This is a genomic window from Sorangiineae bacterium MSr12523, from assembly GCA_037157775.1.
GTDB lineage: Bacteria > Myxococcota_A > Polyangia > Polyangiales > Polyangiaceae > Pendulispora > Pendulispora brunnea.
Map to the genome: position 1 here is coordinate 6,611,982 of CP089982.1, position 12,323 is coordinate 6,624,304.

At 64.6% G+C, this 12,323-nt stretch carries 11 protein-coding genes and 1 tRNA gene; 7 read left to right on the forward strand and 5 right to left on the reverse strand.

Annotation, left to right across the window (positions count from 1 at the left end; all coding sequences use genetic code 11):
- Positions 1–81: 81 nt before the first annotated feature.
- Entirely contained in the window at positions 82–996 is a 915-nt protein-coding gene (locus LZC95_25480; protein WXB00154.1) for an ROK family protein, read from the forward strand.
- A 242-nt stretch (positions 997–1,238) separates the two neighbouring features.
- A complete protein-coding gene (locus LZC95_25485) occupies positions 1,239–3,176 on the forward strand; it encodes a M4 family metallopeptidase (GenBank protein WXB00155.1) in 1,938 nt (645 codons plus the stop codon).
- On the opposite strand, the gene LZC95_25490 is transcribed toward LZC95_25485, so the two are convergent.
- Together LZC95_25490 and LZC95_25495 are read right to left on the reverse strand one after the other, a co-directional pair.
- Positions 3,151–4,587: a HAMP domain-containing histidine kinase gene (locus LZC95_25490; protein WXB00156.1), complete on the reverse strand. Its 1,437-nt coding sequence runs from the start codon at positions 4,585–4,587 to the stop codon at positions 3,151–3,153. The genes LZC95_25485 and LZC95_25490 overlap by 26 nt on opposite strands.
- Positions 4,584–5,252: a response regulator transcription factor gene (locus LZC95_25495; GenBank protein WXB00157.1), complete on the reverse strand. Its 669-nt coding sequence runs from the start codon at positions 5,250–5,252 to the stop codon at positions 4,584–4,586. Before LZC95_25495 ends, LZC95_25490 begins: the two co-directional genes overlap by 4 nt.
- Before the next feature lie 107 nt (positions 5,253–5,359).
- Between LZC95_25495 and LZC95_25500 the strand changes: the two genes are divergently transcribed.
- The 4 genes from LZC95_25500 to LZC95_25515 all read left to right on the forward strand — a co-directional run bounded on the left by LZC95_25500 (position 5,360) and on the right by LZC95_25515 (position 8,523).
- A complete protein-coding gene (locus tag LZC95_25500; GenBank protein ID WXB00158.1) occupies positions 5,360–6,340 on the forward strand; it encodes a protocatechuate 3,4-dioxygenase in 981 nt (326 codons plus the stop codon).
- Between the two features lie 57 nt (positions 6,341–6,397).
- Positions 6,398–7,210 (forward strand): hypothetical protein, encoded by an 813-nt coding sequence (locus tag LZC95_25505; GenBank protein WXB00159.1) that lies wholly within the window; start codon positions 6,398–6,400, stop codon positions 7,208–7,210.
- A 63-nt stretch (positions 7,211–7,273) separates the two neighbouring features.
- On the forward strand, positions 7,274–7,660 hold the full coding sequence (locus LZC95_25510) for a hypothetical protein (protein WXB00160.1): 387 nt from the start codon (positions 7,274–7,276) through the stop codon (positions 7,658–7,660).
- An 11-nt stretch (positions 7,661–7,671) separates the two neighbouring features.
- On the forward strand, positions 7,672–8,523 hold the full coding sequence (locus LZC95_25515) for a DUF692 domain-containing protein (protein WXB00161.1): 852 nt from the start codon (positions 7,672–7,674) through the stop codon (positions 8,521–8,523).
- Here LZC95_25515 and LZC95_25520 read toward each other — a convergent pair.
- On the reverse strand, positions 8,510–9,349 hold the full coding sequence (locus LZC95_25520; GenBank protein ID WXB00162.1) for a hypothetical protein: 840 nt from the start codon (positions 9,347–9,349) through the stop codon (positions 8,510–8,512). The two genes, LZC95_25515 and LZC95_25520, sit on opposite strands and share 14 nt — an antisense overlap.
- Before the next feature lie 206 nt (positions 9,350–9,555).
- The gene (locus LZC95_25525) at positions 9,556–10,308 is read right to left on the reverse strand and encodes a hypothetical protein (protein WXB00163.1); all 753 of its coding nucleotides are present in this window, start codon (positions 10,306–10,308) and stop codon (positions 9,556–9,558) included.
- Between the two features lie 74 nt (positions 10,309–10,382).
- Between LZC95_25525 and LZC95_25530 the strand changes: the two genes are divergently transcribed.
- Positions 10,383–10,455, forward strand: a tRNA-Arg gene (locus tag LZC95_25530).
- A gap of 253 nt (positions 10,456–10,708) precedes the next feature.
- Here LZC95_25530 and LZC95_25535 read toward each other — a convergent pair.
- Positions 10,709–12,115 carry a hypothetical protein gene (locus LZC95_25535; GenBank protein WXB00164.1) on the reverse strand — a complete coding sequence of 469 codons (1,407 nt, stop codon included), beginning with the start codon at positions 12,113–12,115 and terminating at the stop codon, positions 10,709–10,711.
- Positions 12,116–12,323 lie beyond the last annotated feature (208 nt).

The window sequence follows — 12,323 nt, forward strand, 5'->3', positions numbered from 1 at the left end:
TCCTCATCCCCCTACTTCAAAAAACCCGTCCCGTTACAAACGCACCTCGAAGGCCGGTGCGTTGATTGTAGGAGCCGCCTGATGTCCGAAGAAATACGCCTGGGAATTGACCTTGGCGGCACCAAAGTCGAAGGAATCGTGATTCGCCGTCGCGGCGATGACATCGAAACACTCGCCAAGATGCGGCGCCCGACGGAGCGGGAACGCGGTTATGAGCACATCCTCGATGTCACTGCCCAGGTGCTCGCCGAAACGGAGCGTCAGGCTGGGTTGAAGGACATTGCACGCATCGGCGTGGGCATGCCCGGAAGTGAGACGCAGGAGGGCTTCGTCAAGAATGCCAACACCACCGCGCTCAACGGGCGCCCCTTCCGCGCCGATCTCGTGGCGCGCGTCGGCCGGCCCATCGTCTTCGCCAACGATGCCAACTGCTTCGCGCTCGCCGAGACCGTTCTCGGAGCAGCCCGCGGCTCGCGCGTCACGTTCGGCGTGATCATGGGCACGGGCGTGGGCGGCGGCATCGTCATCGCCGATGAAGGAACGCCGCGCGTTTGGGATGGTGCCCAAGGCATCGCCGGCGAATGGGGCCACGTGGTGCTCGAGCCCGAGCGCGGCCTGGCGTGTTACTGCGGCCGCCGCGGATGCATCGAGACCCTTCTCAGCGGACCATTCCTCGAGAAAGCCTACGCCGCCCGCTCCGGTGAACGCCGCAAGCTGGTCGACGTGGTGGCCCGCCGCGAGAGCGATCCCGCCGCGCAATCGACGTTGGATCATCTCGTCGAAACCTTCGGCCGCGCCATGGCCACCGTTGTCAACGTGCTCGATCCCGACGTCATCGTCCTCGGCGGCGGCGTCTCCAACATCGACGTCCTCTACGACGCAGGCACCGAAGCGCTTCGCCGCTGGGCCTTCACCGACAAGCTCCGCACGAAGGTCGTGAAGCACGCCGTCGGCGACAGCGCCGGCGTCTTCGGGGCAGCGTTTCTGCCGAAGTAAGGGGTTAGGGGTTGGGGGTTTAGGGGTTAGGAAGAGCGAGAACTGGATCGCAAAGAGCCCCGGGATCATTGAACCACCACCCCCGCCCTTTCCGGACACTGGCCCTCGAGGCCAGTGTCTCGGGTGCCGGGAAACAGGGCCGAAATGCCCATGGTTTGCCGTAGATCGCGCGTGCTGACCGCGTAGTCCCATCGAAAACTGGCGTGGCCCGAGCCTTGCCATAGGCCCGCGAGGAGGTCGCGATGGGCAAACGAATCGGGCTACTCGGACTCGTGATCCTGGGCTGCGGCAGCAACGCCGGCCCGGGGGACACGACCGAGGCGCGCACGCAGTCCGCGAGCCTCGTCGAAACGCTGTCGCACGAGAGCGAAGATGCCTGGGAGTGGGCCTCGGATCCGGAGCTGGGGACACCGGCGCACGTCGCGGGGCGTTCGGCGCCGCTCCTCACGGGCAGCGTGTCGGCGAAGGATGCCACGATGGCGTTTCTGAACCGGTTCCGGGAGCAGTACAACATGCGCGATCCCGAGAGCCAATTCAGCGTCACACGCGAGCACCGCGACGAGCTGGGGATGACCCACGTGCGCCTGCAGCAAGTCGAGCGCGGAATCCCCGTGCAGAACGCGGAGATGATGGCGCACTACGACGATACGGGCGCACTGCGGACCATCGACTCGAACTACGTCGCGGGCCTGGACGCGGTGGACATCGTGCCGGCCTTCGACGCGGAGCGTGCGCTCGTGCGCGCCCGCGAAGAGCTGCGCAACGTCGTCAGCGATCAAGAGGCGCGCATCTGGACCGCGCCCGAGCTGGTCATCCATGCGGTGGATGGCGCCACCCCTGCCCTCGCGTACCACGTCGTGCTGCGCACGGAATTTCCGGCGTTGCACCGCATGGACTACCTGCTCGACGCGCACACGGGCGACGTGCTGCGCGCATTCGACGATATCGAGACCATGGAAGGCACCGGCAAAGGGGTGCGCGGCGACTCGAAGAAGCTCCAGATCGCGCAATCGGGTAGCAGTTACATCCTCGATGACAGGACGCGCACACCGAACGGCATCCGCACCTTCACGGCGAACAACACCGAGAACCTTCCGGGAACGCTCCTCACCTCCACGAGCGCGACGAGCTGGGATCAATCGGTGGAGAGCGGCGCCGGTGCGGCGGTGGATGCGCACTATTACGCCGGCAAGGTGTACGACTATTACAAGACGCAGCACGGTCGCAACGGGATCGACGGCAACGACGGCGCGCTCATTTCGGTGGTGCACTTCTCCCAGAATTTGCTCAACGCCTTGTGGGACGGCACGCAGATGGTTTACGGCGACGGCGACGGCACCACCTCGCGTGCCCTCTCCGCGAGCCTGGACGTGGTCGGCCACGAGCTTACCCACGGCGTGACCGAAAACACGTCGAAACTCGTGTACCAAAAGCAACCGGGGGCCATCAACGAGTCCATCTCCGACATTTTTGGCTCGATCATCGAGCACTCCATCGAGCCGAACGACAAGAACAATGCCCTATTGGGCGAGAACGTCTTCATCAGCGGCAAACCATTTCGGGATCTCGTGCACCCGGGCGATCCCACCCTCGATTTACCGCAACCGGCGCACCTTTCGAAGTTCCTCAATACGACCCAGGACAATGGCGGGGTGCACATCAATTCGGGCATTCCGAACAATGCCTTTTACTTGATGACCAAAGGCGGCACCAACGATGTATCCAACATCAACGTGGCATACGGCATCGGCTGGGACAAGGCCGCTCAACTTTGGTATCGCACGCAAACCAAGTATCTGACGTCGAGCGCCAACTTTTCTCAATTGGCCAATGGAACCTTGCAGTCGGCGACGGATTTGAAGTTTTCGCAGAACCAGAAAAACATCATCGAGTGTGCCTGGATTGCCGTGGGCGTGATCACGGCGCCGTCCTCGTGCAGGAGCATCACGGCCGAGGTCAACAGCGCAGGCGGTGACGCCGGATTGCCCAGCGGCAAGGATGGCGGACAAAGCGCAAGTCCTGGCAACGGCAACAACGACGAAGACGTCTTCAGCACGGGCAAGAGCGGCTGCGCCATGGGCGGCTCGCACGATGCCGCGCCGTCGCTGTTCGGCGGTGCGCTGGGGTTGGGCATGTTGCTCGTCCGCAGGCGGATCAGGAGGTCGTGCCCTGCATCTTGACCTCCAGGCCTCCGTATTCGGAGTCTTCGAGGGTCAGTTCGAAGCCGTGAAGCCGCACGGCGCGGTACGCGATGTGAAGACCGAGGCCCTGCCCATCCGGGGCGCGGGTGCGCGCTTCGTCGCCGCGGACACCGCGTTCGGCGAGGCGTGAACGCTGCGCTTCCGGAATGCCGGGACCGTCGTCGATGACGCGAAGGGAAAAGCCGTCGCCTCGTGTGCGCTCGAGGATGACGGCCACGTGGCCGCCTTTGCGGTTGTAGCGGATGGCGTTGTAGGTGACGTTGCTCGCGGCCTGCTCGAGCAGGGTCACGTCGCCCAGGACGTGCACGGCGTCGCCGGGCACCGAGCTCTCGAGCGCTACCCCAAGCTCGCGCGCAATGGGGCGATGCCGTGCGACCACGCGCTGCACCAGCGCGGTGAGATCGACGGTGTCCTTCACGGTCGGGGCTTCCGCGGCCTCCAGCCGCGCGACGGCGCTCAGGTTGTGGACGAGCGACGCCATGTAGTGCGCCTCGGCCATCGCCGAAACGAGAATGCGCGCATCGAGCGGCTCACCGCGTGCGCCGTTCTCGCGCAGGGAGGCGAGGTGGCCTTGCAAGACGGTGAGCGGGATCATGACGTCGTGCGTGGTGTTCGCGAGGAAATCGCGCAAGGCGCGTTCGCGTGCGCGGATTTCGACACCGGCGGCGTTGAAGGCGCGCGCGAGCTCGCCGATTTCGTCGCGGCCGTCCTCGGTGATGGCGCTGGCGTAGGCGCTTTTGGCAGAGGCTTGGACGGCCTCGGTGAGCTTCTGAATGCGCCGGACGACGGGGCCGAGCGCGAGGAGCATCGCGGCGAAAACCGCGACGGTGGGGAGCAGCCACAGGTTCGATTCGGGGAGCACGCCCCACCCGGGATCGGTGCTTCCACGCCCGAACATGTAGGCACAAGGACCGGTGCGCCATGGCATGGCGACCAGGACTTCGACGTCGGTGCTGAGAAAACGCGTGGGCGCGACCGCCACCGACGCATCTCGGATGGCGCGCACGAGAGACTCCGGAATGGCCGGCGCCTTGGGATTGCGCGAGCGCAGCTCGGTATCGTACGCAAAAATGACGGCAGGGCGCGCGCGCGGCCTAGGAGGAGGCGGCGGCGGACCGTGGGGCGGTGGAGGCGGGGCCCCCGGCGGAGGGGGGCCAGGCGGCGGTGGACCGAGATGGCGCGGCGGGCCTCCGGGCAATTCGCCGCCGAAGGACTCGGGCGCGGCCTCGCAGCGATCGCGCTCGGTGGCCATGCGCGATTCGACGTGCCCCGCGAGCAGCCGCTCGGCAACCTCGTGCTGGCGAGCGGCGTCGTACCAGAGGAGAAGCAGCCCCACGGGGATGGTCACGAGAATGGTGGCGACCGCAACCCGAATGCGCAGGCTGGTCATGGCGCAAGCCGATAGCCGATGCCCCAGACCGTCTCGATGAGCGATGTCTCGCCCATCTGCGCGAGCTTCTTGCGGAGCCGCGAGACGTGCACGTCCAACGTGCGCTCGCCGCCATCGCGCTCGGGATCCAGCGCCCGCTCGGCGAGCGCACGCCGGGTCATCGCCTCCCCTGGCCGCTCGGCCAGCGCGGAAAGGAACTCGAACTCGACGCGCGTGAGCTCGATGCGTTCTCCCTTCCACTGCACCTCGCGCCGTGCGCGATCGATGCGCAGCGCCCCGGCCTCGAGCACGTCGCCGCGGCCCAGAGCGGGCCGGCGCAACCGCGCGCGCACGCGCTCCAGGAGCTCCTCCGGCCAGAATGGCTTGGTCATGTAGTCATCGGCGCCGAGCTTCAGCGCGCGCACTTTGTCGGCCGTCGCATCGCGCGCGCTGAGAACGAGAACGGGCACCTCCGAGCAGGCCCGCACGTCCTTCAGCATGTCCATGCCGTAGACGCCCGGCAGCATCAAATCGACGATGACCAAATCGAAGCCGCGAAGGTCTTCCTGGGTGACACGGCGCCCCTCCCGCCACCACTCCGCCTCGAATCCATTGTCGCGAAGCCGATGAACGATCTGCGCACCCAGCTCGCTATCGTCCTCGACGAGGAGCACACGCCTCGACATAGGGATTAGGGATAAGGGGTTAGGGGTCAGGGCGAAAGGGAAATTTTGCCGTGTAAGAGATTCGTAAGATCTCGGGTAGCAGACTGAGTGCGCAGGAGAACGTGCGCATGAAATATCTTTCCGGTGGTTTGACGAAGCGGGTCGACGAAGAGTTGCGGATCATCTCGCGACGCAAGGCTTTGCGCGGCATCGGCGCCGCGTTCGTGGCGGCACCGTTTGCCAAGTTGCTCATCGGGTGCTCGTCCGATGGCGATGCGGGCACCAGCAGCGGTACGGGAACCGACAGCGGTACTGGAACGGACAGTGCGACGAACGCGGATGCGATCGGCACCGGTGAGGCGGGCGCATGGGCCACCGGCGGAACGGCGGTGATGACTGGGAATTACCCCGATCCGTTCACATCGGGCTTGGGCTCGGCGTGCACGCTGACGTGCGCCGCGACCTTGGGACCGTGCTACGCGCAGACCATCGAGCGAAAGGACATCAGCGAAGGCCACGATGGCCTGCCCGTTCGCCTTGCGTTTCTCGTGGTCGACGAGTCGTGCACGCCGGTGGCGAATGCCAGCATCGACATCTGGCACTGCGCCCCCGAAGGGCTCTACTCCGGCAGCGACGCGAGCGACTTTTGCACGAGCGGCGATGCCACCGCACGCGCCGCTCGATGGTTTCGCGGCGTGCAGACCACCGATTCGAACGGGCGCGTGGACTTCGACACGTGCTTTCCCGGCTGGTACAGCAGCCGCACGATTCATATCCACTTTACGATACGCATCAACGGCACGGAGTACGTGACGTCGCAGCTGGTCTTCGACGATGCGCTCGACGACGAGATCGTGAGCACGCAGCCGCTCTACAACACGCGCGGCGCGCGCGATACGACGAACACGAACGACAACGTGGTCGGGGGCGCGGACCTGGCCAATTATACCTTCGAGACGGCGCGCATGAGCGACGGTGCGATGCTCGCGTGGAAAGCCATCGTGGTTCGCTCCTCGACCAGCACAGCGTTGTGCTCGATCGGGGGTGGCGGTGGCGGTCCCAGGGACGGCGGCGGTCCGAGAGACGGTGGCGGGCCGCCTCCTCCGTGAAAATTACGGAAAAGAGCGAAACCGCTACGGGCCACGGCCGTAATCTACGGCGTGACCATGCAAGCAAGCCTCATTCGCCTCGCGTACCTAGGTTGTTTCGCCGCCATCCCGCTCGCAGCCCTGGGCTGTAGCAAGAGCGAGGACGCGCCCAAGCTGGCCGCGAGTGCAAGCTCGCTGACGGTGGAGAAGCCACCGCCCACGGCGATGGTGGCGAAGTACACGATTGCGACCGATGGCAAAACGCACATCGACGGGCCGGCGCCGGCCGAACATTTGAAGGGCGATACCTCCGCCTCGGCCGGCTCGCTCGATGTGGACTTGATGAACCTCGCCAATACGCGCGGTGAGGTAAAAATCGATCTGACCACGCTGAAGACGCACACGTTCGACGCGGATCCGCAGGATTCGAAGCAGACGAAGGACGCCGCCGGATGGCTCGAGGTGGGCGATGCCGTCTCCGCCGACGTGCGCGAAGCGAACCGCTGGGCGGTGTATTCGATTCGGTCCATCGATGAATTGAGCGCGTCGGACGTGACGAAGGTTGCCCCGGTGAAACAGGGCGCGGACGACGTTCGCGTGGTGACGCTCATGTCGCACGGTGAGTTGCTGCTGCACGGTCACAAGGCCGACAAGGTGGTGCCACTCGAAGCGCGCTTTCATTTTCCGTCGGGCGCAGCGGCCGATGCGCGGCCCACGTCGATCGAGATTGTGACGAAGTCGCCGCTGAAGATCACCATTGCCGAGCACGACGTCAAACCGCGCGACAATCTGGGCAAGCTCGCCAAACGGGCGTTTGGACTGCTCGGAACGAAGGTCGCCGACGTGCTCGACGTCACGTTTGAGCTGCGCGCCACGCCGCAATCGCAATAGTATGGTGCGCGAATTCAAGGAAACCGAAGAAAAAGAAGAAGAAGAGAAAGGGAGACATTCGTCATGAACAAGTTGAACGTGTCGAGCATCGCCGGCGTCCTCGCCACCCTGGGAACCGGTGCGCTCATCGTGGCGTGCGGCGGTTCGCCGCCGCCCGAGTCGAGCAGCCCGACGACCACGACGACGACGACGGCCCCGGCCGAGCCCGCACCGGCTGCCGCCGCGCCCACACCGGCGCCGGCTCCCGCAGCGGCCACGACGGAAGCCGCAGCAGCGCAGCCGGCCGCGGCCACGCCCGCCCCCGCCGCGACGCAAGCTCCCGCCACGACGTCAGCCCCTGCCCCCGCGGCCAAGGAGACGACGCCGCCGAAGAAGACCGGGAAGAAGCCCGCCGCCGGCCAGGCGAGCTGCGGCGCCGGCACCTGCGGTTCGGCGCCCGCGAAGAAGTAACCCGAGGGCGCGTGAAGGTCGGTCTCGGTCTCCGGTGGGAGTTCATCGAGGAGCTCCTCGAGCGCATGCCCGAGGAGCTCGATTTCCTCGAGATCGCCCCCGAGAATTACATCGGGCGAGGCGGCTACCACCGCGAGGCGCTCGCACGCCTCGCGGGCCGCTACCCGCTGCTGGCGCACGGTCTCAGTTTGTCGCTCGGCGGGACGGAGCCGCTCGATGCGACCTTCCTGCGCGAACTGCGCGCGTTCCTCGATGAGGTGCGCGCGCCCTTTCACTCGGACCATTTGTGTTTCGGTTCCAGCGGCGGGCGTGTGCTTCACGAGCTGCTGCCCATTCCGTTCTCGCGCGAGTCGTTGGTTCGCGTGGCCGATCGCGTGCGGCATGCGGCCGATGTGCTGGGGAGGCCCGTCGCCGTCGAGAACATCAGTTATTACCTGACGCTGAATGACGATGATGCGATGGAGGAGCCGGACTTCCTCTCCGAGCTGTGCGAGCGCGCCGATTGCGGGCTTCTTCTCGACGTGAACAACGCGTTCGTCAACGCCACGAACTTCGGTTTCGACGCGGCAAATTGGCTTGATCGTGCGCCGCTCGAGCGCGCCGTGCAGATCCACGTGGCCGGTGGCGAGTGGATGAGCATCCCCGGCGACGAGCGCCTGCTCGTGGACACGCACGGCGCAGACGTTCCCGATCCGGTTCTCGCGCTTCTCGCTCGTGCCCTTCCGCGCACCGGGCCTGTTCCCATCGTCGTGGAGCGCGATTTCACCATTCCGCCACTCGACGCACTGCTCGACGAAGTCCGCAAGGTGCGGGCTGTCGCCGAGCGTGCGCTCCCCGGCGCTGCGGGAATTACCTCCGCGTGAATTGTCCGCAGCCGGACCAAACGAATTCCACGCGCTCGCACCCGATGAACGAAGACTGCAGGGAGAGCTTCCCCGAGGTGATGCACAACGGAGGCACGGGCTGGAACGCGCCTGCGTCGTCGACGGGTCCGATGCCGGCATCGGCATCGTAGGGCGGGGCCACCGTGTCGTAAGTCACGTCGATCTGCACCGACACGTTGGTTTTTTCATTGACGATTGAGCCGTCGTAGTAGCTGTCCGTATCCGCATTGGCTTGCCAGCTGCCGTGGATCTCGGCGTCGCTGATGGTCAGGCTTCCGCTGGCGTTGCTCTCCCACGTGTTTTGCGCCCAACGCCCGTGATCGTTGTGCGAAAATTCCATGGGCCCGGCGATCGCAACGCGATCCGTCCTTTCATGGCGCCCTACGCTCGCGCCTGCAACCTGGTGGCACGAGAGGACGGGATAGGCTCCGCTCTCGTCCGTCGTCCAGGCTGGACTCGTGAACGAGCACCAAACGGGCAGGTTGTCCAGCTCAACGTAGCTGCCGAAGACACCATAGGACATTTCCGGAAGGTAGGACGAGATCGCCCCCAATCGGGAACGAGCGGGATGCCGATGAAGCTCGACAGCTTGCCCCAGCGTGCGTTCCAAATGACGTACTTCGTTTTCCACGATGGTGCACCCGCCGCCGCCATCCGGGGTTGCGTCGGCCGCATCGGCGTCGCTCGCATCGAAGGAGGGGGCATCCGCGGCATTCCCTGCATCGCCGGCGTCTTCGTGGGTAGGCCCATCGGGCGCGTCGTCATCGCATGCGGCCATGACGATGATGCCGATCGAGAGTGCCAAGCCCGATAACGTCGGTGTCCTAAGTCCCATTCGATGCAAGGAAGCCTCCGCGCGAGCGAACTACAGCCATACTGGATTCGCAAAGACTGCGAAGAGCAAAGCGAATACCAGCTGGCGGCGTTTCTCGAAGACGGCGCAAACCGCAACGAAGGACGAAAGCGATGTCCGTTTCTCGGACGCCCCAAGACATGGATGACATGGGGCTACTAAGCGGCTCCGAGGAGCACGCCTTCCTCAGCCAGCGCCGCAAGCAGTTGGGCGACCTGCGCGAGGAGCGCATCGTCGATGGGGCCTTCGGCACGGGCTGAGGCCGCGCGAACGGCTTCGGCGAGCGACTCGCCCGCGAGAAGGCGCTCCATGACGGGCGCGAGGGTCGGATCGAGCTCGCGCGTGTGCACCGCGTGCTCGGCATCGCGGAAGACAAGGAGGGCGACGGCGCGCGGGGCCGGCGGATCGTGCTCCTCCTCGTGCACGGCGTGGGCGAAGTGCGCGAGGCGCGCCGTGGGATGAAAGACCACGCCGCGATCGAGCGCCAACTCCGCGCGCGCCGGGGGAGGTTGCGCCACGTCGGCGATGCCGACCTCGAACTCGAGAACCTCGTAACGCGCGAGGTCGGCCAGGTGCGGTGCGTACCCCTGCCCCGCCCACCGGGCCGGCGCCCCCCATCGAACGAGCTCGCCACCGATGTCGCGGAGAAAGTGCGTCCGTGTACCCGCCTCCGCGAGAAACGCGCCGAACTCGCGCCCAAAGCCGTTCTCGGCGCGGTCGAGGCAGGCGGCCGTGCGCGGCAGAAGCTTGCGCGCCACCGCCTCCAAATTTCCGCGTACGAGCCTGCGGTAAAGCAGCAGCCGGCCCGCTTGCGGCGCGTCCAGCCCACGCGCCAGCTCGGCCACGTCCCGTTCCTCGTCGCCTTCGGCAACGCAGACGTCACGAATCACTTGCTCCCAGGAGGCGTCCATTTTTCGCATCGTACGGACTGGACGGGGCTCATCCCCACGGGTATTTGATGTCACCAGGAAGAGATTTCCAGCCCGCCCCCGTAGCTCAGAGGATAGAGCAGCGGTTTCCTAAACCGAAGGTCACAAGTTCGACTCTTGTCGGGGGCGCTCCGAATTACCCAGTAATCTCCGGAGCATAGCGGCGGCGCCTCGGAGTCCTTGGTGCAGGACTGCCGTGCCCTTCGAGCGGAAGCTTCTCCACCGCCTCGAGCAAATCGTCCATGCGCACTCACCCGGCTTCGTGCTCCTCGGCGTACGTCGCCCCCCCTTTGATCATCCGGCATCGTCATCGTCAAAGTAACGTCACGACCAGCTCCACGCGCTGACTGGTTTGCGCACACAATGGGCGCGACGATCGCGTCTATTTGCAACTGACGTCGAGGGTCCTCGCGAACCGATCGAGGTTCCAATGGCGCCAGCACGTGGTCGGATGGTTATCTCGGAGCGCACCAAAGAAGGGGACACTCCCCTCCCGAATCTGGGCGAAGCATTGGCTCGCGGACTCGTCGCTGCTGTGGTTGTGCAACAAGTAGAGCGATACCGAACGAGGATCTTTGCCGTGCTCTCGAAGAACGCGCGCCGAAATGACGTCCGCGTCCTCTTCTTCCTCGTACACTCGCAACGATTCGAGCGGCAAATCGGTCTTGGCCTCCAGTTCGGCGAGTGCCTTGTGTTTGAGCTCGTTGAGCTCCAAGATCTCCGCCACGAAGTCTTTGCCAGCGTATTTCGATTCCGCCGCCGATTCGTCTGCGTCCAGCGCACCTGGCAGCTTTCCGTACTTTTCTTGAATGAGCGATGTGAAAGTCCGCTTGATGACAGGAAGGCATTTTCGAAGTGCCTCGCGCAACGGCTCAATCTTCGATGCAATGGCCGCCTTGGTCCCATCATCGAGCGACAGGGTGTACTCGTCCGGATTCCAACGTTGGAGCAGAAGTTGTTTTACCTCCAGGCTCTTCGTCTGGACCTCAGTGCAAGCCGAAGGATCCGCACTCTGCGGCTTGTATTTATTGAAAGCGTACGTAACGACGTCATCGTAGAATGGCGGCCTGTTTTTCGGGTGAAATGGCCATTGAGGGATCCGGCCAACCTCTGGTACGCCAACCATGCCGACGCGCGCGCGAAGGTGATCGAGCTCCGCGGCCCGTTTGGCCACCTTCTTGTCGTCCGTCTGGTATGCGCCAAAGACGCCTTGTTCATCGCCAGAGACGATGTAATGACGTTGGTAGCTATTCTTGACAGCTGCTGAATAGTTCCGCAGCAGCAAATGTCCCAATTCGTGCCCCACCAACCCCAAAAGGTCGTCCCGCGTGGCGCCATTGAATGCACCGGTATTGAAGGCAACGTACCAAGGATAGACCTCCGGTTGAACCCTACTATCCTTGGTCGCGAAGGCGTTAACCTCGTCGTCCTCGATGATCAGGGCGCGCGGAGGCTTGTCCAGCCCTTGTGTCTCCGTGGGATAGACCTTTCGAAATGTCGGATAGAGCTCCGATATGAGCGCCTCGGCCTGCGCTTGGAGCGCGTGCCCCGCCGGAAGCGGTGGCTTCTTCGATATTGTCGGGAAGAGGACCTTTGCATGTTCAACGGCTTCCTGGTCGGAAGCGAAGAAGCGGTAGGCGTTGGCATTTGGCGTTGGCAACGGCCGGTGAAGTGGCTCGCAAAGGGCCTGGTTGACTGCGGGCGGGGGCCGCAAGTCCGCCGACTCGCCTCCATCATTCGATGCAGAGCACCCGATGGCAAACATCAACATCGGCGCTGTGATGGCCACCCTGGTGAGAGACGAAAATTCAGTCAATCCAAATTTGCGAAGGATGGGATTGGTCATATCTACCTTCGCGAGCGTGCGCGCCGTCGTTGGACGAACCATCGTTCATTCTCTCCAAGGTTGGGTGGGTGTCGCCATCGGTCGACGGGATGATGAGGTTGAGGCTACGAAAGTCCCTTTCGGCAATGCCGGCTTCGTCCGCTAGGCGGAC

What these genes read in the sequence shown, in the direction of transcription:
- LZC95_25490 (WXB00156.1), bottom strand. Translation starts at nt 4,587, where the DNA reads ATGACCAGCCTGCGCATTCGGGTTGCGGTCGCCACCATTCTCGTGACC.
- LZC95_25525 (WXB00163.1), bottom strand. Translation starts at nt 10,308, where the DNA reads ATGGACGCCTCCTGGGAGCAAGTGATTCGTGACGTCTGCGTTGCCGAA.
- LZC95_25495 (WXB00157.1), bottom strand. Translation starts at nt 5,252, where the DNA reads ATGTCGAGGCGTGTGCTCCTCGTCGAGGACGATAGCGAGCTGGGTGCG.
- LZC95_25505 (WXB00159.1), top strand. Translation starts at nt 6,398, where the DNA reads ATGCAAGCAAGCCTCATTCGCCTCGCGTACCTAGGTTGTTTCGCCGCC.
- LZC95_25485 (WXB00155.1), top strand. Translation starts at nt 1,239, where the DNA reads ATGGGCAAACGAATCGGGCTACTCGGACTCGTGATCCTGGGCTGCGGC.
- LZC95_25480 (WXB00154.1), top strand. Translation starts at nt 82, where the DNA reads ATGTCCGAAGAAATACGCCTGGGAATTGACCTTGGCGGCACCAAAGTC.
- LZC95_25500 (WXB00158.1), top strand. Translation starts at nt 5,360, where the DNA reads ATGAAATATCTTTCCGGTGGTTTGACGAAGCGGGTCGACGAAGAGTTG.
- LZC95_25510 (WXB00160.1), top strand. Translation starts at nt 7,274, where the DNA reads ATGAACAAGTTGAACGTGTCGAGCATCGCCGGCGTCCTCGCCACCCTG.